This is a genomic window from Streptomyces sp. NPDC096046 (genome assembly GCF_040303285.1).
In the GTDB taxonomy this organism is placed as follows: Bacteria; Actinomycetota; Actinomycetes; order Streptomycetales; family Streptomycetaceae; genus Streptomyces.
The window spans coordinates 166,471-189,105 of record NZ_JBEOSZ010000002.1; the positions used below are offsets into that span (position 1 = coordinate 166,471).

Genomic DNA, 22,635 nt, shown 5'->3' on the forward strand with positions numbered 1-22,635 from the left:
CCAGAGTCGCCGCGTACCGCGCGAGCCGGGAGGGGCGTGCGGAAGCTGATACCGACTCACGGCGTGGACCGCACGATTCCGGTGCGTGACGGGTTCGTCGGCCGGCCGCAGTGACCGGCCGACGGTTCGTACGCGCGCGCGGTCTCAGCCACGGGCCCCCAGCAGATGGTCCATCGCCAGCTGGTCCAGGTGCTCGAACGCCATGCCGCGCGCGGCGGCCGCCTCCACGTCGAACGCCTCGAACGCCGACCGGTCGGAGAGCAGCGCCCGGAGGCCGTCCGCTGCGGTGGGCCGGGCCAGCTCGTCCAGGCGGGCCGCACGCAGGGCCTCCTGGACCTCCGGGTCGGCGCGGAAGGCGGCGGCGCGCTCCTTGAGGATGAGGTAGTTGCGCATGCATCCGGCCGCCGAGGCCCACACGCCGTCGAGGTCCTCGGTCCGCGGCGGCTTGAAGTCGAAGTGGCGCGGACCGGCGTAGCCCGCCGACTCCAGCAGGTCGACCAGCCAGAACGCGGCCCGCAGATCGCCGGCGCCGAAGCGCAGGTCCTGGTCGTACTTGATGCCGGACTGGCCGTTGAGGTCGATGTGGAAGAGCTTGCCCGCCCACAACGCCTGCGCGATGCCGTGCGGGAAGTTCAGGCCCGCCATCTGCTCGTGCCCGACCTCGGGGTTCACGCCGTACAGCTCCGGACGCTCCAGGCGCTCGATGAACGCCAGGGCGTGGCCGACGGTCGGCAGCAGGATGTCGCCGCGCGGCTCGTTCGGCTTCGGCTCGATCGCGAAGCGCAGGTCGTAGCCCTGGGAGGTGACGTACTCGCCGAGCAGGTCGAAGGCCTCCTTCATCCGGTCCAGGGCCGCGCGGACGTCCTTGGCGGCGCCGGACTCGGCACCTTCACGGCCACCCCAGGCCACGTACACCTCGGCGCCGAGCTCGGCGGCGAGGTCGATGTTGCGGATGGTCTTGCGCAGGGCGTAGCGGCGCACGTCGCGGTCGTTGGCGGTGAACGCGCCGTCCTTGAAGACGGGGTGCGTGAAGAGGTTCGTGGTGGCCATCGGGACCTTCATGCCGGTGGCGTCCAGCGCCTGCCGGAAGCGCTTGATGTGCGCCTCACGCTCGGTGTCGCTCGAGCCGAAGGGGATCAGGTCGTCGTCGTGGAAGGTCACACCGTGGGCACCCAGCTCGGCCAGGCGCTGCACCGTCTCGATCGGGTCGAGGGCACGCCGCGTGGCGTCGCCGAAGGGGTCCCGTCCCTGCCAGCCGACGGTCCACAGGCCGAACGTGAACCTGTCCTCGGGGGTGGGCTGGTAGCTCATGCCGCGGCTCCTTGCTCGCTGAGGGCATTTCGTCATGCCGATTTACAAATTAGTATGCGAGCACCTCTCTGGGAAGAGACCAGGTGACTCCGAACGGAGTCACCTGCCGCGCGCAGTAGGGAGAAGCCCGATGTCAGCAGCCGAGGGTCCGCTCGTCGTCGGTGTGGATTCGTCCACCCAGTCCACCAAGGCGCTGGTCGTCGACGCGTCCACCGGCCGGGTGGTCGCGAGCGGCCAGGCGCCGCACACGGTCTCCTCGGGGGCCGGGCGCGAGACCGACCCGCGCCAGTGGTGGGACGCGTTGTGCGAGGCCCTGAGCCAGTGCGGGGAGGCGGCGCACGAGGCTGCCGCGGTATCGGTCGGCGGGCAGCAGCACGGCCTGGTCACCCTGGACGGCCGGGGCGAGCCGGTGCGGCCCGGCCTGCTGTGGAACGACGTGCGTTCGGCGCCGCAGGCCCGCCGGCTCACGGAGGAACTGGGTGGCGCGAAGTTCTGGGCCGACCGCACCGGAAGCGTGCCCGCCGCCTCGTTCACGGTCACCAAGTGGGCCTGGCTGGCCGAGCACGAGCCGGAGGCGGTGCGTGCCACGAAAGCCGTGCGACTCCCCCACGACTACCTCACCGAGCGGCTCACCGGGCAGGGCACGACCGACCGCGGCGACGTCTCCGGGACGGGCTGGTGGGCGTCCGGGACGGAGGCGTACGACGAGGAGATCCTGGCGCACGTGGGGCTCGACCCGGCCCTGCTGCCCCGTGTGGTCCGGCCCGGCGAGGTGGCGGGCACGGTCCGCGACGGCCATGGCCTGCCGTTCTCCCGGGGCACCCTGGTCGCGCCCGGCACGGGGGACAACGCCGCCGCGGCGCTGGGCCTCGGGGTGCGGCCGGGCGTGCCGGTGATGAGCCTCGGCACCTCGGGCACGGTGTATGCCGTGTCGCGGCACAGGCCCGCCGATCCGAGCGGCACGGTGGCGGGATTCGCCGACGCCCGCGGTGACTGGCTGCCGCTGGCCTGCACTCTCAACTGCACGCTCGCCGTCGACCGCGTCGCGGCGCTGCTGGGTCTTGACCGCGAGGCGGTGGAGCCCGGCACGGCCGCGACGCTGCTGCCCTACCTGGACGGCGAACGCACCCCGAACCTGCCGAACGCCTCCGGCCTGCTGCACGGCCTGCGTCACGACACGACCGCCGGCCAGTTGCTCCAGGCCGCCTACGACGGTGCCGTGCACTCCCTGCTCGGGGCACTCGATCTGGTCCTCGACGAGGACGCGGACCCCTCGGAGCCGCTGCTGCTGATCGGTGGCGGCGCCCGCGGCGCCGCCTGGCAGCAGACCGTACGGCGGCTGTCCGGACGTCCCGTGCAGGTGCCCGAGGCCAGGGAACTGGTCGCGCTCGGCGCCGCCGCGCAGGCGGCGGGCCTGCTGACCGGGGAGGACCCGGCGGCGGTCGCGCGCCGCTGGGACACGGCCGCCGGGCCGGTGCTCGACGCCGTCGAACGGGACGAGGAGACGCTGGCCAGGATCACCGGGGTACTCTCCGACGCGGCTCCGCTGCTGGAGCGGCCCACCGACACCCACTGAGGACTGGCGTCAGGCATGACCGCACCCCTGCACGAGGCACGCCCCGCCGGTCCGGGACGCGCACTGCCCGACACCCAGCAGGGCATGCGCCGCCGCAACCTCGCCCGCGTCCTGCACGCCGTCCGCGCCGAGGGGCCGCTGTCCCGGGCTGCCGTCGCCTCACGGATCGGCCTGACCCGGGCGGCGGTGTCGACCCTCGTCGACGAGCTCATCCGCTCGGGACTGCTGGAGGAGCTGGGCCCCGAGCGACCCGGCCGGGTGGGCCGCCCGGGTTCCGCGCTCGCCCTCAGCGGACGCGGCCCGGCCGGCATCGGCGCGGAGGTCGGCGTCGACCATCTCGCGGTCTGCGCCGTCGACCTGCGCGGCACGACCCGGTCCCGGGCGATACGGCAGGGAGCGAACCGCGGCCGCTCCCCACAGCCCGTGCTCGAGGAACTCACCGAGCTGATCCGGCAGGTGGTCGCCGAGGCCGAGGGCGAAGGCCTGTGGCCGGCCGGACTCGCCGTGGCCGTGCCGGGCCTGGTGGCGCGCGACGCCCGGACCGTCGTGCGCGCCCCGAACCTCGGCTGGCGGGACACGGACCTCGGCGAGCTGTTGCCGGCGGACCTCCCGCTGACCGTGGACAACGAGGCCAACTTCGGCGCCCTCGCCGAGCTCTGGCTGGGCGACGGCACGCCCCGCGACTTCCTGCACGTCTCGGCGGAGATCGGGATCGGCGCGGCGGTCGTGGTGGATGGCGGGCTGCTGCGCGGAACCCGCGGTTTCGCGGGCGAGTTGGGACACGTGCCGGTCCAGCCGGACGGGCCGGAGTGCGCCTGCGGAGGACGAGGCTGCCTGGAGCAGTACGCCGGAGAGGAGGCCGTGCTGCGCGCGGCCGGTCTGGAACCCGGCGAGGACCGGGTCGGGTTGCTGGCGAGCCGCGCCGCGGACGGCGACGAGCACGTTCGCCGCGCCCTGCGCGAGGCGGGGACGGCGCTCGGCGTGGCCCTGACCGGGGCGGTCAACCTGCTCGACCCGCAGAGCGTGGTCCTGGGCGGGGAACTGTCCGGGCTGGCGCCCTGGCTGCTGCCCTCCCTGCGGGACGAGCTGTCCCGTCGTACGGCGGGTCCGGCGTGCCCCGTGTCCGTGTCCGGGCTGGGCCCTCAGGGGCCGCTGCTGGGAGCCGCGCACTCGGTGGTGCGGGCGGTGCTGGACGATCCGGCGGCCGTCGCCGGGCAGGCCTGAGACAGGCCCTCGACAGCAGTCACCAGCGCCTCACTGACGCCCCCAATCACCCGACCGGGTGAGGGAGTTGTCCACATCCACGGGCCCGTCCACCGCATCGCACCGCCTCCGCGCGGCCAGCCGCCGGGAGCCGTAACTTGATCACCGCGGGCCGCGACCACAACGGCCGCCGCTCGCAGCCGATCAAGGAACACCCTCCCGACGAGCCCGGAAGAGGCACACGCTCATGGCACGGATCTCCTCCTTCCCCAGCAGGCGCGGCATCCTCGCAGGCGCCGCCCTCACCGCCGTCCCGTCCGTCCTGCTCACCGGCGCCCGGGCCGACGCCCGGCCGCAAGCCGTCGACCACCCGGGAGCGGCATGGCACCCGGCCGGCCGCGGCAACTACACGCCGTCGAACCGCCCGCGCGCCCATCCGCTGCACTACGTGATCATCCACGTGGCGCAGACGACGTACTCCGGCACCTTGTCCGTCTTCCGCAACCCCGAGGAGAAGGTGTCCGCGCACTACGTGGTGCGCTCGTCCGACGGGCGCGTGGCGCAGTGCGTGCGCGAGTCCGACATCGCGTGGCACGCGGGGAACTGGGACTACAACACCCGCAGCATCGGCATCGAGCACGAGGGCTGGGTGGACCGGCCCGGCTACTTCACCGACGCCATGTACGAGCGGTCGGCCCGGCTCACCGCGGCGATCTGCGCGAGGTACGGCATCCCGAGGAACCGCGCGCACATCATCGGCCATCACGAGGTCCCGGGCAGCGACCACACCGACCCGGGCCGGCACTGGGACTGGAAACGCTACCTCAGACTCGTCAAGTCCGCCTGAAACACCGGTGGTAGCCCCGCGGTCCACCTCACGTCCCGGTTACAAATCGTTCAACCTCTGGTTGCGGACGGGTGAGCAGGCGACGATGGGGCCATGACTCTGGCCCAGCGCGCCATGGAGCGCCTGCAGGCCTGGCCCGACCTGATGGTGGGCCCGGCGGGTTGCGGTACCGGAAGGGCACTCCGTTCCGTCCGTGACGAGATCGTCCACTTCCACTCCTCACGGGACGTGGACCTCCACCTCACTCGCCGCGCCATCCAGCGCTTCCACTACGACCTCGCCGGTTCGAGCGCGATCCACCTGCTGCCCGGATCGGGCTGGGTGACGGTCCACCTCGACTGCGAGGCGGACGTCGACCTGCTGCTGAGTCTGGTGAGCATCGCGCTCAAGGCCCACCAGAACCCGCCCGTCGACGACGCGGGGCCCCGGCGCACGGGGTGCAACTTCCGCCGGGTGACGGTGCTGCCGCGTGATGCCGTGGCGGGTGGCTGAACGTCGGCGGACGAACCGGAGGCGGTCGACGCCGAGGGGCGGGACGCTCACGGAGCACATCGTCCGGAACGGGCACGGTGCTGCCCGAAGCGGCGGGTGTCGACTTGGGGTTCTCGGGCGACCGGCGGGGAGCGAGGCGCTCGGGGACCTGACGGGCCGACGGGTGCCGGACCTCGCGTGCAGTCCGGCCACCCGTCCGCCGATCGACCACACGCCCGCGTTCACCTCGTACGACACGGGAACGGGTGACGGCTGAAGCACCCAGAGGGGTGCGTTTTTCAGCCGTTCCCGCGTGGTCGGCGCTCAGCCGCCCTGCCGGGTCCGCGCGGTCTGGTGCACTGCCCCTGGCGTCCGCACGGTTGACGAGGCATCAGGGGGCACGGTGACAGGTCGGTGCAGGCGCGCGGGAGCGGGCAGAGCGGTACTGGCGTTTCTCACGGCGTTCGGCGCGCTGACCGGCGCGGCCCTGGCCGGGGCGGCTCCGGCCGGCGCCGTCCAGAAGGGCGGACGGGTCGCGCCGGGCGTGACGTACGAGGAGTTCGACATCCAAGCGGCCAAGGGGGTGACGCACGCACATGTGCTGAAGGTCGACCTGGGCAACCCTCAGGTGCGGGTCGATCTGCTGTACCCGGGGGCGGTGGCCTCGCGCGCCCAGATCTCGGCGATGGCGAACACCCAAGGGGCGGTCGCCGGTGTCAACGGCGACTTCTTCAACATCAGCGAGACCCAGCATCCGGGCGTCGAGGCGACCGGGGCGAGTGTGGGACCGGCGATCGCCGCCGGGCGGACGCTCAAGGCGGCCGTGCCGGACGGCCAGCGTTTCGGGCCGGCCCTGCCGCCGGGTACCAGCACCCGGTACGTGTTCGGCGTGGACGGTGACGGCCGGGCACGGCTGGACCGGCTGGCGCTCGCCGGTGCGGTCCGTACGGCCGAGACCGAGCTGCCTCTCGGCGGGCTCAACCAGTACGCGCTTGCTGTGGGTTCGGTCGGCGCGTTCACCTCGGAGTGGGGCAGGGCCTCCCGGGTCCGCGCGACGTGCGGCACGGACACGGACCGCGCCGCCCCGTGCAGCACGGACGTCCACGAGGTGACGGTCCGCGACGGCAAGGTCGTCGCGGCCGCCGACACCCCGGGCGGCGGCCCCATCGCGGCGGGGAGCACCGTGCTGGTCGGCCGGGAGGCCGGCGCCCAGCACCTGCGCAAGTTCTCCACCGGTGAGACGGTCGAGGTCGAGCACAGTCTCGTGGCGGCCACGGACGGCGCCGCGTGCCGGCTCGCCGTCGGCGGTTACCCGGTCCTCACCGGCGGGCAGCCGCTTCCGGGGCTCGACAGCTCGACGTCGGCCGTCCGTACGGCTGTGGGGATCGCCGACAGCGGACGGCGTGTGCTGCTGCTCGCGCTGGACGGTGCCGCCGCCTACCGCAGCGGACTGACGATCGCCGAAGTCGCCGCCACCATGCGGGACCTGGGCGCCGAGGACGCCTTCAGCCTGGACGGCGGCGGATCGTCGACCCTGGTCGCCCGGAAGCCGGGCGCGAGCGAGGTCTCGGTGCGCAACCACCCCAGTGGCGGCGCCGAACGCCCCGTCCCCAACGGCATCGGCGTGTTCTCCGGGTGATGTCAGGGCCGCAGCCCGCTGACGATGTCCGCCGTCGCCGTGAGGCCGCTGTGGATGGTGGGGGCGATGCTGGTGCTGGCCAGGTAGAAGCCGAGAAGCAGGCAGACCAGCGCGTGGGAGACCTTCAGCCCGCCGTTGCGCAGGAAGATCACCGCCAGGATCACGAGCAGCAGCACAACAGAGATGGAAATGGCCATCGTCAACTCCTCCGCCACGCCGCCATGTCCGGTTCACGGCGTTCGGCCGCAAGTGTGGCGTAGCGAAGGGTTCGTCCGGGCGGCTGACCTGTCCGCCGAACGTGTGGTGTTCTTCCGCTCTAGGCCGCCCGGCGGGTGTCGAGGAACGCCTCCAGTCCGGCGAGGTCGTCGGTGTTGAGGTAGTCGACGCCGGCGGCGACCAGTGCACCCCACAGCGCGTCGCGGGCCGGCCCGGCCAGGTCCGGGGTCGCCCAGAACCGCACCCTCCGCCCGCGCTTGTGGGCGGTCCTCACGATGTCCCGCAGCTTGTGCCGTTCAGCGGCGGGGAACGGGCCCACGCCCCGCCAGGTGAAGTTGAGCGTCCAGTTGTCGCTGATCAGCGGGATGAAGGAGGCCGGCGCCTGGCTGCCGAGGTCGGCGAGGCGGCCGTCGTAGAAGGCGCGCCGGACGGTCTGGGCCTCCATGGGCGCGCGGGCGGCGCGATCACCCGAGACCACGACGGTGACCGGACCCCGGTGGACGCGCCCGTGGGCGTACGTGGTGAACAGGTGCCGGTGGCGCCCAAGGTACCGGTCGAGTGCGAGGTACGTCGACGCGCCCTCGGTCTTGATGTCGACGAGCAGTTGGAGCGAGCCGCGGTACCCCCGGTACACCGACCCGTGGTTGGCCCGGACGCGGGCGGCGAGCGGGTCGAGGTAGAGGGACTCGAGGGTGCGGGACGGGTCGAGGTCCTCCGGGTCGTGGGCGACGAGGAGTTGGTCGCCGACGAGGTGGATGTCGGCCTCGACGCTGCCGAAGCGGTGGTCGAGAGCGTCGAACAGGGGACGCGGGTGCTCGTAGTCGTTGTGGGCGTGGGCGCGCCACAAGGGGCGGGGCCGGTGCGTGAACGGGCGGGGCCGGTGCGTGCGTTCGTGGGCCGACGTGGGTGCGGGCGCGAGGGCGATCGAGCCCGCGAGGGCTGCGCCGAGGGTGGTGAGGGCTCGGCGACGGGTGGTGAGGGCCATGCTCTGCCTCCCTGGAGGTGCCGTACGGGAACCCTGCGAGTATGGGGTCCGGGTGGGCTCAAGGAGCAGGGGCCTGCGCGGAGTTGACCGGACCGCCGCTACGCGTTCACCGCCGCTACGCGTTCACTTCACCGGGCCGGGGCGGGGCGAGGGGAGGGGAGGGGGCGCCCGAAAAGGCCCGCCCCTGACGGGACGGGCCTTTTCGGGCCACCCACGGGCTCCCCAGGGCCTTGTGGCTCCCCCGCTTTCCGGCGGGAACGTCGCCCGGTGCAGGGCGGACGGGCGTCAGGGGGCCTGCAGATCGACCAGGCCGGCCAAGGCCTCCCGATGGGCGCCGGCGGTGCCGTAGGCGATCGAGTCGGCCTTCGCGCGCTTGAGGTAGAGGTGGGCGGGGTGCTCCCATGTCATGCCGAGGCCACCGTGCAGTTGCAGGGCCTCCTCGGCGGCGTGCACCGCCACGGGCGCCGCGTAGGCCTGGGCGACGGTGACGGCCACGTCGACGTCCTCGCCGGTGGTCAGGGCGTCGGCGGCGTTGCGGGCGGCCGCGCGGGTGTTGACGATCTCCAGCCACAGTTGGGCCAGCCGGTGCTTGAGCGCCTGGAAGCCGCCGACGGGCCGGTTGAACTGCTTGCGTTCCTTCAGGTAGCGGACGGTCTCGGTCAGCGTCCACTCGGCCAGCCCGCACTGCTCCGAGGCGAGCAGTCCGGCCCCGGCGCGCAGGGCCCGATGCACGGCCAATTCGGCGTCGCCCAGGAGCCGGCCCGGCGCTCCGTCGAGGCTGACGGTCGCGAGCGGCCGGGTCAGGTCCAGGGAGGTCTGGGGGGTGACGGTCGCGGCCGAGGCGTCGACCGCGTACAGGCCGCCGTCGTCGGCGGGCACGAGGAGGACGTCCGCCACAACCGCGTCGGCGATGCCGGTCAGTTCCCCGTGCAGAGCGCCGTCGTCGTGCCGGACGGTCCGGTAGGCGGCGCCCGGTGCGACGTCGAGGGCGACCGCTAGGGCGCCGATGGTCCTCCCGGTCGCGAGGTCGCGGAGCAGGTCGTCGGTGCCGCAGGCCAGCAGGGCCTCGGTGGCGACGATGGCGCTCGTCAGATACGGCACGGGTGCGACCGCGCGGCCCAGTTCCTCCAGCACCACGGCGGCTTCACGGTGGGTGGCGCCCTGGCCGTCGAGTTCCTCGGGCACCAGCAGGCCGGCGAGGCCCATGCCGTCGGCCAGGGCCTTCCACAGGGCCCGGTGGTGCGGGGTGTCCGACTCGGCGCGGGCGATGACGCCGGGGGCGTCGCAGTGGTCGGTGAGCAGGTCGCGGACGGCGGCGCGCAGCGCCTCTTCCTCTTCCGAGTACAACAGGTCGCTCATCGGGCGAGGTCCTTCCAGGCGACGTCCTTGTCGGTGCGCGGTTCGGCGGGCAGGCCGAGGACGCGCTCGGCGACGATGTTCAGCAGGACCTCGCTGGTCCCGCCCTCGATGCTGTTGCCCTTGGAGCGCAGGTAGCGGTAGCCGGCGTCGCGGCCGGTGAAGTCGACCAGCTCCGGGCGCCGCATGGTCCAGTCGTCGTACAGCAGGCCCTCCTCGCCGAGGAGTTCCACCTCCAGGCCGCTGATCTCCTGGTTGAGGCGGGCGAAGGCCAGCTTCATGCCGGCGCCCTCGGGGCCGGGCTGGCCCACGACGAGCTGCTGGCGCAGCCGCTCGGCGGTGAGGCGGGAGACCTCGGCCTCCACCCAGAGCTTCAGCAGCCGCTGGTGCAGGTCGTGCGTGCGCAGCTCGGGCCGCTCGCGCCAGGTCTTCGAGATCGGGCCTATCATGCCGCCCTCGCGGGGCAGTCGCATGCCGCCGATGGCGACGCGCTCGTTGTTCAGCGTGGTCTGGGCGACCTTCCAGCCGTCGCCGACGGCACCGAGGCGCCGCGCGTCCGGGATGCGGACGTCGGTGAGGAACACCTCGTTGAACTCGGCCTCGCCGGTGATCTGCCGCAGCGGCCGTACTTCGACGCCCGGGTCGGTCATGTCGCAGACGAAGTACGTGATGCCCCGGTGCTTGGGCACCTCCGGGTCGGTGCGGGCGATGAGGATCGCCCAGCGGGCCACATGGGCGCTGGACGTCCATACCTTCTGCCCGTTGACCACCCACTCGTCGCCCTCGCGGACGGCCCGTGTGCCCAGTGCGGCCAGGTCGGACCCGGCGCCGGGCTCGCTGAACAGCTGGCACCAGACCTCCTCCCCCGTCCACAGGGGCCTGAGGTACCGCAGCTTCTGCTCGTCGGTGCCGAAGCCCAGGATGGTCGGAGCGGCCATGCCGAGGCCGATGCCGATGCGCCGCGGGTCGTTGTCGGGCGCCCCGGCTGCCTCCAGTTCGGCGTCCACGACGGCCTGGAGGGATCGGGGGGCGCCCAGCCCGCCGAGGCCCTCCGGGTAGTGCACCCAGGCCAGTCCGGCGTCGAAGCGGGCCCGGAGGAAGTCCAGCCGGTCGGTGGAGGCCGGCGGGTGGGTGGCCAGCAACTTCCTTGTGCGGCGGCGCAGTTCCTCGGTGTCGGTCATGCTGTCTCCTCCATGACGACCGCGACCCGGCCGGTGGTCAGACCGTCCGCCACCTTCTGCACGGCGCTCGCCGCCGAGCCGAGCGGCACCCGCTCGCTCACCAGCGGCTTGATCGCCCCGCGGGCGGCCAGCTCGGTGAGCTGCTCGTGGCAGTGCTGGACCAGCTTCGGGTTCTTGGTGTTGTACAGGCCCCAGTGCAGGCCGAGGATCGAGTAGTTCTTCACCAGGGCGTGGTTCAGGCCGGGGGTGGGGATCGTGCCGCCGGCGAAGCCGACGACGACGATCCGCCCCTCGAAGGCGACGGTCTTGGCGGACTGTGTGTAGGCCTCGCCGCCGACCGGGTCGTAGATCACGTCGGCGCCCCGCCCGCCGGTGGCCTCCTTGACGGCGGCGACGACGTCCTCGGAGCGCCGGTCGATCACGACGTCACAGCCGAGCTCGCGGGCCACGGCCGCCTTCCCGGAGCCGCCGACGACACCGATGACGGTGGCGCCGGCGGCCTTCCCGAGCTGCACGGCCGCGCTGCCGACCCCTCCAGCGGCAGCGTGGACGAGCAGGGTCTCGCCGGCCTCCAGACCGGCTCGGCGGTGCAGACCGAACCAGCCGGTCTGGTAGCCGATGTGCAGGGCCGCGGCCTCGGCGTCGTCGAGGGCGCCGGGCGCGGGCAGGAGCGCGGCGGCGTCCGCGACGGCGTACTCGGCGAAGCCTCCGTGGGGCAGCGCGGGGTTGGCGATCACCCGGCGGCCGTCCTCGGTCTCACCGCAGATCTCCACGCCCGGGGTGAACGGCAGCGGCGGCCTGACCTGGTACTGGCCGCGGCACAGCAGGGCGTCCGGGAAGTTGATGTTGGCCGCCCGCACCTTCAGCAGGACCTGGCCGTCACCGGGCGTGGGGGGCTCCACGTCCTGGAGCCGCATCACCTCGCCCGGCTCACCGTTCTCGTGCACTTGCCATGCCTGCATGCGGGGCCTCCACGGGGGACTGCTTCGTCTGACCGGGGTCGGTTCGCATACTAAGCGGTCGCTTGCCGATCAGGGAACCGTCTCCGGGCAATCTCCCGTGCGGAGGTCCCCCGTCCGCCCCAGCCGTCGGTCACAGCCGTCCGCCACAGCCGTCGGTCAAACCATCCGTCGCACCTGTCCGTCACAGCCGCCCACCACGGCCGTCCGTCACGCACCCTTCGGCCGGGCCCGCACATGCATCCGCTCGCCCTGCGGCCCGAACAGGCTGAGGAACTCCACGGGCCCCTCCCCCGTCGACCCGAACCAGTGCGGCACCCGGGTGTCGAACTCGGCGGCCTCCCCCGCCGTGAGCACCACGTCGTGCTCGCCCAGTACCAGGCGCAGCTTCCCGGACAGTACGTACAGCCACTCGTAGCCCTCGTGCGTCCGCGGTTCCGGCTCTTGTCTGCGCCGGGGTTCCAGGACCTTGTAGGCCTGGAGGCCACCGGGCTGGCGGGTGAGCGGCCAGTGGGTGCGGCCGCCCATCACGATCGGCTTGGAGCGCACCCGCGGATCACCGGTCGGCGGGGCGCCGACCAGATCGTCCAGGGCCACCTGGTGGGCGCGCGCGATCGGCAGCAGCAGTTCGAGACTGGGTTTGCGCAGACCGGACTCCAGCCGCGAGAGGGTGCTGACGGAGATGCCGGTGGTCTCGGACAACGCCGCCAGGGTCACCTCCCGGTCCTTCCGCATCTGCCGCAGCCGGGGGCCCACGCCCGCGAGTACCTCGTCCGTCGTCATGGACGTATTGCAGATTCGGCAAAGCCGTTTGTCAATCCCGCAGTGCCGGGGCGACGCTCGGCAGCGGAGGTGGTCATATGACCGAGAAGTACGCGGTGGTCGTCATCGGCGGGGGCACGGCGGGCCTGTCCGCCGGGCTGGTGCTGGGGCGGGCCCGGCACCGCACGCTGGTGATCGACGCGGGTGAGCCGCGCAACGCGCCGGCCGCGCACATGCAGGGCTATCTGTCCCGGGACGGCATGCCGCCCGCCGAGTTCCTGGCCGTCGGCCGGGAGGAGATCGCGCGCTACGGCGTGGAACTCGTGCGGGACTGGGTGGTGGAGGTGACGAGGGACGAGGACTTCACCGTGGTGCTGGCCGGCGGCCGGACGGTTCGGGCCCGGCGGCTGGTCGTCGCGACGGGGCTGAAGGACGAGCTGCCCGCGGTTCCCGGGGTCGCCGAGCGGTTCGGCCGGGACGTGCTGCACTGCCCGTTCTGCCACGGCTGGGAGGTGCGCGACCAGCCGTTCGGGGTGCTGGCGACGAGCCCGGCGAGCGTGCACCAGGCGCTGATCGTGTCCCAGTGGTCGAAGGACGTGCGGTTCTTCCTGCACACGGTCGCCGAGGAGGAGCTGTCCGACCAGGACCTGCGCCGGCTCGCCGCGGCCGGGGTGGACGTGGTGCCGGGCGAGGCCGCGGAGCTGGTGATCGAGGACGACCGGCTCACCGGCATCCGGCTCACCGACGGTACGGCGCACTCCCGCTCGGTGCTGTTCGTCGCCCCGCGCCCCGTTCCGCAGACCGGCCTGCTGGAGCGGCTGGGGGCCGAGCTGCACGAGACGCCGTTCGGCGCGTATCCGGTCGTCGACGCGACCGGCCTGACGACGGTGCCGGGCGTGTGGGCCGCGGGCAACGCGATCGGCTTCGCCGAGCAGGTGGTGCACGCGGCGAGCGGCGGGTACCGGGCGGCGTCGGCGATCGTCGGGGACCTGTTGATGACCGACCTCGACGCGGCGGTCCAGGTGTAGCGGCACCGCACCCGGTGCACCATGACTGCATGCTGCTGCACCGGCTGGCACGAGTGTCCCGGGAGGTCGCCGCCACCTCGGCGCGGTCCCGCAAGACGGCCCTGCTCGCGGAGCTCTTCCGGGACGCCGGGGCCGACGACGTGCCGATCGTGATCCCGTATCTGGCCGGGCGGCTGCCGCAGGGCCGGATCGGCGTCGGCTGGAAGGTGCTCGGCCGCCCGGTCACCCCGGCCGCCGAACCGGGCCTGACCGTGCGGGAGGTGGACGCCCGGCTGTCCGAGCTCGCCAAGGTGTCCGGTCCCGGCTCCCAGGCGGAACGGGCCCGGCTGGTCGGGGAGTTGATGGGTGCGGCCACCGAGGACGAGCAGCGGTTCCTGCTGGGGCTGCTCACCGGCGAGGTCCGGCAGGGCGCGCTGGACGCGGTGGCGGTCGAGGGCCTCGCGCAGGCGACCGGCGCGCCGTCCGCCGACGTGCGGAGGGCCGTGATGCTCGCGGGTTCCCTCCAGACGGTGGCCGAGGCACTGCTGGCGGACGGCCCCGCCTCCCTCGACCGCTTCCGCCTGACCGTCGGCCGCCCGGTCCTGCCGATGCTGGCGCACAGCGCCTCCTCGGTGGCCGAGGCGGTGGACAAGCTGGGCCCTTGCGCGGTGGAGGAGAAGCTGGACGGCATCCGCGTGCAGGTGCACCGCGACGGCGGCACCGTTCGGCTCTACACCCGCACCCTCGACGACATCACCGACCGCCTGCCGGAGGTGACGGCCGCCGCCCTTCGGTTGCGGGGCGAGCGGTTCATCCTGGACGGAGAGGTGATCTCCTTCGACGAGGAGGGGCGCCCCCGGTCGTTCCAGGAGACCGCCGGGCGCGTCGGCTCCCGTACCGACGTGGCGACGGCCGCCCGTGCGGTGCCGGTCTCCCCCGTGTTCTTCGACGCGCTGTCCGTGGACGGCCAGGACCTGCTGGACCTGCCCTTCGCCGAGCGGCACGCCGAGCTGGCCCGCCTGGTGCCCGAGCCGATGCGTGTGCGGCGCACGCTGGTGTCCGGCCCGGACGACACGCCCAGCGCGGAGGAGTTCCTCGCCGAGACCCTGAAGCGCGGCCACGAGGGTGTCGTGGCCAAGGCACTCGATGCCCCCTACAGCGCGGGCCGGCGCGGGGCGTCCTGGCTGAAGGTGAAGCCCGTCCACACCCTCGACCTGGTGGTCCTGGCCGCCGAGTGGGGCCACGGCCGCCGCACCGGCAAGCTCTCCAACCTCCACCTGGGCGCCCGCACCGCCGACGGTGGCCTCGCCATGCTCGGCAAGACCTTCAAGGGCATGACCGACGCGATGCTCACCTGGCAGACCGAACGGCTCCGGCAGCTCGCCGTCGACGACAACGGCTACGTCGTGACCGTTCGCCCGGAACTCGTCGTCGAGATCGCCTACGACGGGTTGCAGCGCTCCACCCGCTACCCGGTCGGCGTCACCCTGCGCTTCGCCCGCGTGGTCCGCTACCGGGAGGACAAGCGCCCCGAGGACGCCGACACGGTGGAGACGCTCCTGACCGCGCACCCGGAAGTGCAGCCGTGAAGCGCAGCGCCGGCCTGCTTCTCTTCCGCCGCACCGGCGACGGCCTCGAAGTCCTGCTCGGTCACATGGGCGGCCCGTTCTTCGCCCGGCGCGACACCGGGGCGTGGACCGTGATCAAGGGCGAGTACGAGCCGGACGAGCCCGCCTGGGAGGCCGCGCGCCGCGAGTTCCGGGAGGAGCTGGGGCTCCCCCCTCCCGACGGCGAGGCCCTCGACCTCGGCGAGGTCCGGCAGGCCAACGGCAAGATCGTCACGGCGTGGGCGGTCGAGGCGGACCTCGACCCGGCGACGATCGCGCCCGGCACCTTCCGGATGGAATGGCCCCCGGGGTCGGGGCGGCTCCAGGAGTTCCCCGAGCTGGACCGGGTGGCGTGGTTCGGCCCGGGCCGGGCCCGCGCGGTGATCGTCAAGGCGCAGGCGGCGTTTCTCGACCGCCTGGCGGAGCACTCGCCCTGAGGAGACGCTCCCGCGTTGCGGTCCCCTCCGCCGCGCGGGAAGGTCGAGACAAGCCCGCTCCGAGGGAGGTCAGCCATGCCCATCGCAACGGTGAACCCGGCGAACGGCGAGACGCTCAAGACGTACGAGGCCATGGGCGAGGAGGAGATCGAGCGCCGGCTCCAGCTCGCGGAGGCCACGTTCCGCACGTACCGGACGACGACCTTCGCCGAGCGGGCCCGGCTGCTGCACCGGGCCGCCGACCTGCTCGAAGAGGACCAGCAGGACGTCGCCCGGGTGATGACCACCGAGATGGGCAAGCCGATCCAGCAGGCCCGCGCCGAGGCGGCGAAGTGCGCCAAGGCCATGCGCTGGTACGCCGACCACGCCGAGGAACTGCTCGCCGACGAGGAACCCGCCGACGCCGACGTCAAGGACTCCGGCGCCTCGCGCGTACGGGTCCGCTACCGGCCGCTCGGCCCGGTGCTGGCGGTCATGCCGTGGAACTTCCCGCTGTGGCAGGTGGTCCGCTTCGCCGCGCCCGCGCTGATGGCGGGCAACGTGGGCCTGCTCAAGCACGCCTCGAACGTCCCGCAGACGGCCCTGTACCTGGAGGACCTCTTCCACCGGGCGGGCTTCACCGAGGGCGCCTTCCAGACGCTGCTGATCGGCTCCGCCGCGGTGGACGAGATCCTGCGCGACGAGCGGGTCAAGGCGGCCACGCTCACCGGCAGCGAGCCGGCGGGCCGTGCGGTCGCCTCCACCGCCGGGGAGATGATCAAGAAGACGGTGCTGGAGCTGGGCGGCAGCGACCCGTTCGTCGTGATGCCGTCCGCCGACATCGACCGGGCCGCGAAGGTCGCGGTGACCGCGCGGGTGCAGAACACCGGGCAGTCCTGCATCGCGGCGAAGCGGTTCATCGTCCACACGGACGTCTACGACGCCTTCGCCGAGCGGTTCGCCGAGGGCATGAAGGCGCTGAAGGTCGGCGACCCCCTGTCCGACGACACCGAGGTCGGGCCGCTCTCCAGCGAGCAGGGCCTGCGTGATGTGGAGGAACTGGTCGACGACGCGGTCCGCAGCGGGGCCCGGGTGCTGTGCGGTGGCGAACGGCCGGACGGGCCGGGCTGGTACTACACGCCGACGATCCTCGCCGGCATCACCCGCGAGATGCGGATCCACCGGGAGGAGGCGTTCGGGCCGGTCGCGACGCTGTACCGGGCGGCCGACCTCGACGAGGCCGTGCTGATCGCGAACGACTCGCCGTTCGGTTTGAGTTCCAACGTGTGGACGCGGGACGAGGGTGAGGTCGACCGGTTCGTACGCGACCTGGAGGCCGGCGGGGTGTTCTTCAACGGCATGACGGCGTCCCACCCGGCGTTCCCGTTCGGCGGTGTGAAGCGGTCCGGGTACGGGCGGGAGCTGTCCGGGCACGGAATCCGCGAGTTCTGCAACATCACCACTGTTTGGCATGGTGCGTGAGTGTTGCGGGGCTACGATCCCGTCTGTGAACCGCGAAGTGACTCTGCCTCTGATCGTCGACGACCGCGGGACCTTGCAGGTGGCTGCCGCGGACGTCAGCAAGCTCCTGCGGACGGTGGGGGGTCGGTGGGTGCGGCTCGTGGAAGGCGGGGAGTCGGGGCTGGACGAGGACACGGTCGCCGAGTTGGCCATTGAACTGGCGAAGCTGGCCGATCGTATCGATGTGGCCTGTATCGCGCACAGCAGTGGGAGTGCGACGTAGTCGCGGCGTGGGCCGGTGCGTGAGGGCTTGTGCGGTGTGGTTCGCGGGGTGTGCGGGCGCGTGGGGCTTGTCGCGTCCACGCGGCGGAGCCGCACAGCGTCCCGCGTCCCTCACGGCACCCGGCTCAAGGTGTTCCAGAACATCGCCTCGTAGTCCTGCAGCAGGCGGCCGTAGGTGTGTGCTCGCTCCTCGTCGAGGCGCCCGGCGTCCAGCGCCGCCTGGACGGCCGCCGTCGCCAGTCGGTCCGGCTCCGGTGACGGCTGCGCGAAGAAGTCGAAGAAGGCGCAGGCCTCGTCGGTGAAGCCGTACCGCTCGCGCAGCGCGGTCGCGATCGTCGCGCAGTAGCCGCTCCACGCCGAGAAGTTGGCCGTCAGAGCCAGGACCACGTCTGCCGGTGAGGCGTTCAGGGCCAGCCAGGCCACGTACGCGGGGTACGCCTGACAGCCCGCCAGGGGCTCGTACGACGCCTCCCCCGCCTCGTCCACTCCGCACGCTCGGGCGAACGCCGTCAGTCGCTCACCCGCCAGGGCCTCGCCCTCGGCCAGGGCCGTGAAGAAGGCCGCGACCTCCGGGTCGGTCGCTTCGCCGCGTGCCGCCAGGAACTCGAACGCCCGGCGGTCCGCCGGGATCACCCACGCCTGTTCCAGGGCCAGCGAGGCGAGGGTGGAGCGGGTGGCGGTGCCGTCGGCGATCCGGGGGATCAGCGGGTTGGCGTGCGGGTCCGGGGCGAGGGCCGCGGTCGTCCTCTTCAGCAGATCCGGTGCCGGGTGCGTCATCGCGTCCTCCGTCGTCGAGGTGTCGGTACGAGCGTGGCACGGCGTGCCCGATACGGAGTAGTCCGGCGCGAAGTCGGTGTACCGGCGGGGGATCGTGGGGGGACCACTTCTTGAGGTGACGCACCATCTGACCGGAGCGAAGGCCTCCCGGGAGGCGAAAGCAGGCACGGCTCATGGCGACTTTGTGCAGACCCGCGGTGTCCGTTCCAGAGCACGTGATCACGATGGAGGAGACGCTGGAGCTGGCGCGAGCGCGCCACACCGACCACCCCCAACTGCCGCTGGCCCTCCGCCTGATCGAGAACACCGGTGTGCGCACACGGCACATCGTCCAGCCCGTCGAGGAAACGCTGCGACACCCCGGATTCGCGGACCGCAACAAGCTCTACGAGGCCGAGGCGAAGGCCCGGGTGCCCGCGGTCGTCCAGCGGGCACTGGACGACGCGGAACTGTTCGCCACCGAGGTGGATCTGCTCGTCTACGTGTCGTGCACGGGCTTCATGATGCCCTCGCTCACGGCGTGGCTCATCAACGAGATGGGATTCGACCCGACCACCCGTCAGCTGCCGATCGCCCAGCTGGGATGTGCGGCCGGCGGCGCGGCCGTCAACCGGGCCCACGACTTCTGCACGGCGTACCCCGACGCCAACGCGCTGATCGTGGCCTGCGAGTTCTGCTCGCTGTGCTACCAGCCGACCGACATCGGTGTCGGCTCGCTGCTGTCGAACGGCCTGTTCGGTGACGGCGTGGCCGCCGCCGTGGTCCGCGGCCGGGGCGGCGAGGGAGTCCGCCTGGAGCGCAACGGCTCGTACCTGATCCCCAAGACCGAGGAGTGGATCATGTACGACGTCCGGGAGACCGGCTTCCACTTCCTGCTGGACAAGCGCGTGCCGGGCACGATGGAGCCGCTCGCCCCGGTGCTGCGGGACCTGGCGGGCGACCATGGATGGGACGCCTCCGACCTGGACTTCTACATCGTGCACGCGGGTGGACCCCGTATCCTCGACGACCTCGGCACCTTCCTGCGCGTCGACCCGCACGCCTTCCGCTTCAGCCGGGCCACGCTCACCGAGTACGGCAACATCGCCGGCGCCGTCGTCCTGGACGCGCTGCGCCGGCTGTTCGACGAGGGCGGACCCGGGGACCGGGCCCGCGGGCTGCTCGCCGGGTTCGGACCCGGTATCACCGCCGAGATGGCTCTGGGGCGCTGGCACAGCGGGGACGAGGCGAGGTGACATGAGCGAGGAGACGATCACGGAGAGACGATCACCGGGATCCCGCCCCCTGCCCGTGACGCGGTGAGCGGGCCATGACGGCGACGGAAGGGCTGCTCGTCCCCCCGGGGCACGGCCGGGTGATGGCCACCCCCGCCCAGCACGTCACGTTCAAGGTGACCGGCACGCATTCCCGGGCGGCCTCCACCTTCGAGGTGGTCGTGCCCCCGGGCTTCGACGTGGGCGCCCATGTGCACAGCCGCAGCGAGGAGTTGTTCTACGTCCTCGAGGGCGAGCTGGACGTCCTCGCCTTCGAGCCTCGGGTCCGCACTCCCGACCACTGGCAGCAGTGGGAGTCCCCTTCGGGCAACCGGGTGGTACGGGCGACACCGGGGACGGTGATCGTCGTGCCTCCGGGATGCCCGCACGCCTTCGCCAACCCGACGGAGGAGCCCGCGAAGGTGTTCTTCCAGGCGAGTCCGCCGCCGGAGCACGAGCGGTATTTCGAGGAACTGCTGGAGATCCTCGGCGCCGGGGGCCCGCCGGACCACGCCGCGATCCAGGAGCTGCGGGCGCGGTACGACATCGAGCAGCTGACGCCGTTGAGACACCGTTAGCGGATGGGCACCCCGGCCAGGGTCCGGGCGATGACCAGCCGCTGGATCTCGCTCGTGCCCTCGAAGATGGTGTAGATGGCCGCGTCGCGGTGCATCCGCTCGACGGGGTACTCGCGGGTGTAGCCGTTGCCGCCGAGGATCTGGATGGCCTGGGCCGTGACGCTCTTGGCCGTCTCGCTCGCGAACAGCTTGGACATCGAGCCCTCGGCGGCGGTGAACGGCTTGCCGTTGACCGCCATCCAGGACGCGCGCCACACCAGCAGGCGGGCCGCGTCGATGGACGTCCGCATGTCCGCGAGCTGGAAGGCGACACCCTGGTTGTCGATGATCGGGCGCCCGAACTGCTCGCGCGTCATGGCGTAGTCGAGGGCGACCTCATAGGCGGCGCGGGCGGTGCCGACCGCCATGGCGCCGACCGCGGGACGCGAGGCCTCGAACGTGGCCATCGCCGCGTTCTTCACCCTCCCGCCCTGCTTGGCCTTCTCCCGTGCGCGGGCCAGCCGCTCGTCCAGCTTCTCCTTGCCGCCGAGCAGGCAGGAGCCGGGGACGCGCACGTTGTCGAGGATCACCTCGGCGGTGTGCGAGGCGCGGATGCCGTGCTTCTTGAACTTCTGGCCCTGGGCCAGCCCCGGCGTCCCCGGCGGGACGATGAAGGAGGCGTGCCCCTTGGAGCCGAGCTCGGGGTCGACGACCGCGACGACGACATGGACGTTGGCGATGCCGCCGTTGGTCGCCCAGGTCTTGGTGCCGTTGAGCACCCACTCGTCCTTGGCCTCGTCGTACACGGCGCGGGTGCGCATGGAGGCGACGTCCGAGCCGGCGTCGGGCTCGGAGGAGCAGAACGCGGCGACCTTGACATCGTCGGCGTCGCCGTACATCTGGGGGATCCAGGTGCCGATCTGCTCCTCGGTGCCGTTGGCGAGGACGCCGACCGCGGCGAGACCGGTGCCGACGATGGAGAGGGCTATGCCCGCGTCGCCCCAGAACAGTTCCTCCATGGCCATGGGGATGCCGAGACCGGTGGGGTCGAAGTACTGCTGGGCGTAGAAGTCCAGGGAGTAGATGCCGACCTTGGCGGCCTCCTGGATGACCGGCCAGGGAGTCTCCTCACGCTCGTCCCATTCGGCGGCCGCGGGGCGGATCACGTCGGCCGCGAAGCCGTGCAGCCAGTCCCGGACCTCCTTCTGTTCGTCGTTGAGCTCCATGGTGAACTCGGCCATGTCGTCCCCTCCAGCGGCACACGTGCATGTTACTTGCGGTAACATCAGTCTGTTACCGACGGGTAGTCGAAGTCAACTCCTACCGACCGGTCGGCACCCGTCCGGTCTCCCGCGCATGCTTCAGTGTTAGTTTGCGCAGGCGTCAGCGAAACAGCACGGGTGGGGAGAGCACATGGACACCACGCAGCGGACCGAGCAGCAACGGTCCGCCGACCGCCGTCGGCGTGAGCTGCTGGAAGCCGCCGACCGGGTGGTGCTGCGCGACGGCCCGCAGGCCTCGATGAACGCGATCGCGGCGGAGGCGGGCATCACCAAGCCGATCCTCTACCGGCACTTCGGCGACAAGGGCGGACTTTACGCGGCTCTCGCCAAACGGCACACCGACGCGCTGCTGGACTCGCTGCGGGCGGCGCTGGACGCGCCGGCGGACCGACGGGAGCGGGTCGAGGCGACGTTGGACACCTACCTCGCGGCGATCGAGGCGCGGCCCCAGGTGTACCGGTTCTTGATGCACCCGTCGGACGGGAACCAGCAGGGGGATCAGGGCTTCGACGTCGGCAAGCACAGCGCCCCGTTGCTGCGGCGGATGGGCGAGGAGCTGGCACAGGTCATCGAGGAGCGGCTGGACCTCGGCCCGGGCGGGCAGCAACTGGCTCGGGTGTGGGGGCACGGGATCGTCGGCATGATGCATGCCGCCGGGGACTGGTGGCTGGGGGAACGGCCCTGTTCTCGTGCGGAGTTGGTGCGGAGTCTGGCTGATCTTCTGTGGGGGCGGCTTGCGGCCGCGGGAGATCGGGTGGGAGGTCCCGGGTTCTGACCCTCGCGAGTCGTGTGCGGGCCGGTGGGGGCTGGTCGCGCAGTTCCCCGCGCCCTGGAAAAGCCAGATCAGCCTCACCGGCGCCAAGAAGCCCGGGACACCTGGCGCATCAGCCTGCGGTGGCGCCAGCCCTTGAGGTGATCGGCGTAGACGCGGCCCTCCAGGTGGTCGAACTCGTGCTGGAGGCAGCGCGCGAAGAACCCCGTGCCGTGGACGGTGACCGGCTCTCCGGTCGCCGTGAAGCCCTCGACGACCGCGTGGTCGTACCGTTCCGTGCCCGCCTCCAGGCCGGGCAGGGACAGACAGCCCTCCGGGCCCCGGATCACCACACCGTCCTTTTCGGTCAGCCGCGGGTTGATCACATGGCCCACATGGCGGACGTCCTCGTCGTCCGGGCAGTCGTAGACGAAGACCCGCAGCGGCTCGCCGACCTGGTTGGCGGCGAGCCCGACGCCTTGGGCCGCGTACATGGTGGCGAACAAGTCCTCGACGAGCCGGACCAGTTCAGGGCCGAAGTCGGTGACCTCCGCGCAGGGCGAGTGCAGGAGCGGATCGCCGTGCAGGGTGAGGGGTCTCACGCGGCCGTGGGTGCCGGGCAGGGAGCTGTGTCGCATGGCGGCAAGAGTAAGGTCCTGTCGGTCCGCGCCTCCCACACGAGTTCGCCACAGTGCCGCGGTTCGGGAGTGCGAACGGATCTCGATAGGCTGAGGT

General features: G+C 72.3%; 22 protein-coding genes and 1 pseudogene. 13 read left to right on the forward strand and 10 right to left on the reverse strand.

Annotated features, from left to right (window positions below; translation table 11 throughout):
* Positions 1-144: 144 nt before the first annotated feature.
* The gene (xylA, locus tag ABTX62_RS03125) at positions 145-1,311 is read right to left on the reverse strand and encodes a xylose isomerase (protein WP_352114538.1); all 1,167 of its coding nucleotides are present in this window, start codon (positions 1,309-1,311) and stop codon (positions 145-147) included.
* A gap of 130 nt (positions 1,312-1,441) precedes the next feature.
* Here xylA and xylB point away from each other — a divergent pair, with 130 nt between their 5' ends.
* The 5 genes from xylB (at position 1,442) to ABTX62_RS03150 (ending at position 7,047) form a co-directional block, all read left to right on the forward strand.
* Positions 1,442-2,887 (forward strand): xylulokinase, encoded by a 1,446-nt coding sequence (xylB, locus tag ABTX62_RS03130; protein WP_352114539.1) that lies wholly within the window; start codon positions 1,442-1,444, stop codon positions 2,885-2,887.
* Between the two features lie 15 nt (positions 2,888-2,902).
* On the forward strand, positions 2,903-4,111 hold the full coding sequence (locus ABTX62_RS03135; protein WP_352114540.1) for an ROK family protein: 1,209 nt from the start codon (positions 2,903-2,905) through the stop codon (positions 4,109-4,111).
* A 226-nt stretch (positions 4,112-4,337) separates the two neighbouring features.
* Complete coding sequence (locus ABTX62_RS03140) at positions 4,338-4,937, forward strand: N-acetylmuramoyl-L-alanine amidase (protein ID WP_352114541.1); 600 nt, start codon at positions 4,338-4,340, stop codon at positions 4,935-4,937.
* Positions 4,938-5,030: 93 nt separating this feature from the next.
* Positions 5,031-5,429: a luciferase domain-containing protein gene (locus ABTX62_RS03145; RefSeq protein WP_352114542.1), complete on the forward strand. Its 399-nt coding sequence runs from the start codon at positions 5,031-5,033 to the stop codon at positions 5,427-5,429.
* 382 nt (positions 5,430-5,811) lie between these two features.
* Positions 5,812-7,047: a phosphodiester glycosidase family protein gene (locus ABTX62_RS03150; RefSeq protein WP_352114543.1), complete on the forward strand. Its 1,236-nt coding sequence runs from the start codon at positions 5,812-5,814 to the stop codon at positions 7,045-7,047.
* Between the two features lie 2 nt (positions 7,048-7,049).
* Here the strand turns inward: ABTX62_RS03150 and ABTX62_RS03155 are convergent, their stop codons facing one another.
* The 6 genes from ABTX62_RS03155 to ABTX62_RS03180 all read right to left on the reverse strand — a co-directional run bounded on the left by ABTX62_RS03155 (position 7,050) and on the right by ABTX62_RS03180 (position 12,527).
* Positions 7,050-7,244, reverse strand: a complete 195-nt coding sequence (locus tag ABTX62_RS03155; RefSeq protein WP_185013539.1) for a hypothetical protein — start codon at positions 7,242-7,244, stop codon at positions 7,050-7,052.
* Positions 7,245-7,363: 119 nt separating this feature from the next.
* Positions 7,364-8,248 (reverse strand): phosphatidylinositol-specific phospholipase C/glycerophosphodiester phosphodiesterase family protein, encoded by an 885-nt coding sequence (locus tag ABTX62_RS03160; RefSeq protein ID WP_352114544.1) that lies wholly within the window; start codon positions 8,246-8,248, stop codon positions 7,364-7,366.
* 285 nt (positions 8,249-8,533) lie between these two features.
* Positions 8,534-9,607, reverse strand: coding sequence for an acyl-CoA dehydrogenase family protein (locus ABTX62_RS03165; RefSeq protein ID WP_352114545.1), 1,074 nt, complete (start codon positions 9,605-9,607; stop codon positions 8,534-8,536).
* The gene (locus tag ABTX62_RS03170) at positions 9,604-10,785 is read right to left on the reverse strand and encodes an acyl-CoA dehydrogenase family protein (RefSeq protein ID WP_352114546.1); all 1,182 of its coding nucleotides are present in this window, start codon (positions 10,783-10,785) and stop codon (positions 9,604-9,606) included. The genes ABTX62_RS03165 and ABTX62_RS03170 overlap by 4 nt, the downstream gene beginning before the upstream one ends.
* A complete protein-coding gene (locus ABTX62_RS03175) occupies positions 10,782-11,747 on the reverse strand; it encodes an NADPH:quinone oxidoreductase family protein (protein WP_352114547.1) in 966 nt (321 codons plus the stop codon). The genes ABTX62_RS03170 and ABTX62_RS03175 overlap by 4 nt, the downstream gene beginning before the upstream one ends.
* 207 nt (positions 11,748-11,954) lie before the next feature.
* Positions 11,955-12,527, reverse strand: coding sequence for a helix-turn-helix domain-containing protein (locus ABTX62_RS03180; RefSeq protein WP_352114548.1), 573 nt, complete (start codon positions 12,525-12,527; stop codon positions 11,955-11,957).
* Positions 12,528-12,604: 77 nt separating this feature from the next.
* Between ABTX62_RS03180 and ABTX62_RS03185 the strand changes: the two genes are divergently transcribed.
* From ABTX62_RS03185 to ABTX62_RS03205, 5 genes are all read left to right on the forward strand, one after another.
* Entirely contained in the window at positions 12,605-13,534 is a 930-nt protein-coding gene (locus ABTX62_RS03185) for an NAD(P)/FAD-dependent oxidoreductase (RefSeq protein WP_352114549.1), read from the forward strand.
* A 29-nt stretch (positions 13,535-13,563) separates the two neighbouring features.
* On the forward strand, positions 13,564-15,102 hold the full coding sequence (locus tag ABTX62_RS03190) for an ATP-dependent DNA ligase (protein ID WP_352114550.1): 1,539 nt from the start codon (positions 13,564-13,566) through the stop codon (positions 15,100-15,102).
* Positions 15,099-15,557 (forward strand): NUDIX hydrolase, encoded by a 459-nt coding sequence (locus tag ABTX62_RS03195; RefSeq protein ID WP_352114551.1) that lies wholly within the window; start codon positions 15,099-15,101, stop codon positions 15,555-15,557. The genes ABTX62_RS03190 and ABTX62_RS03195 overlap by 4 nt, the downstream gene beginning before the upstream one ends.
* A 75-nt stretch (positions 15,558-15,632) precedes the next feature.
* On the forward strand, positions 15,633-17,018 hold the full coding sequence (locus tag ABTX62_RS03200) for an NADP-dependent succinic semialdehyde dehydrogenase (protein WP_352114552.1): 1,386 nt from the start codon (positions 15,633-15,635) through the stop codon (positions 17,016-17,018).
* A gap of 25 nt (positions 17,019-17,043) precedes the next feature.
* On the forward strand, positions 17,044-17,280 hold the full coding sequence (locus tag ABTX62_RS03205; RefSeq protein ID WP_283970907.1) for a DUF6213 family protein: 237 nt from the start codon (positions 17,044-17,046) through the stop codon (positions 17,278-17,280).
* A gap of 110 nt (positions 17,281-17,390) precedes the next feature.
* On the opposite strand, the gene ABTX62_RS03210 is transcribed toward ABTX62_RS03205, so the two are convergent.
* The gene (locus tag ABTX62_RS03210) at positions 17,391-18,056 is read right to left on the reverse strand and encodes a thiaminase II/PqqC family protein (RefSeq protein ID WP_352114553.1); all 666 of its coding nucleotides are present in this window, start codon (positions 18,054-18,056) and stop codon (positions 17,391-17,393) included.
* A 167-nt stretch (positions 18,057-18,223) separates the two neighbouring features.
* Between ABTX62_RS03210 and ABTX62_RS03215 the strand changes: the two are divergent.
* Together ABTX62_RS03215 and ABTX62_RS03220 are read left to right on the forward strand one after the other, a co-directional pair.
* Positions 18,224-19,291, forward strand: a pseudogene (locus tag ABTX62_RS03215) (type III polyketide synthase); the annotation flags it as partial.
* Between the two features lie 74 nt (positions 19,292-19,365).
* On the forward strand, positions 19,366-19,887 hold the full coding sequence (locus tag ABTX62_RS03220; RefSeq protein WP_352114554.1) for a cupin domain-containing protein: 522 nt from the start codon (positions 19,366-19,368) through the stop codon (positions 19,885-19,887).
* Here the strand turns inward: ABTX62_RS03220 and ABTX62_RS03225 are convergent.
* Positions 19,884-21,107: an acyl-CoA dehydrogenase family protein gene (locus ABTX62_RS03225; RefSeq protein ID WP_352114555.1), complete on the reverse strand. Its 1,224-nt coding sequence runs from the start codon at positions 21,105-21,107 to the stop codon at positions 19,884-19,886. The genes ABTX62_RS03220 and ABTX62_RS03225 overlap by 4 nt on opposite strands.
* Positions 21,108-21,279: 172 nt before the next feature.
* Here ABTX62_RS03225 and ABTX62_RS03230 point away from each other — a divergent pair, with 172 nt between their 5' ends.
* The gene (locus tag ABTX62_RS03230) at positions 21,280-21,924 is read left to right on the forward strand and encodes a TetR/AcrR family transcriptional regulator (RefSeq protein WP_352114556.1); all 645 of its coding nucleotides are present in this window, start codon (positions 21,280-21,282) and stop codon (positions 21,922-21,924) included.
* Positions 21,925-21,998: 74 nt separating this feature from the next.
* On the opposite strand, the gene def is transcribed toward ABTX62_RS03230, so the two are convergent.
* Positions 21,999-22,538, reverse strand: coding sequence for a peptide deformylase (gene def / locus ABTX62_RS03235; protein WP_352114557.1), 540 nt, complete (start codon positions 22,536-22,538; stop codon positions 21,999-22,001).
* Between the last annotated feature and the right edge of the window lie 97 nt (positions 22,539-22,635).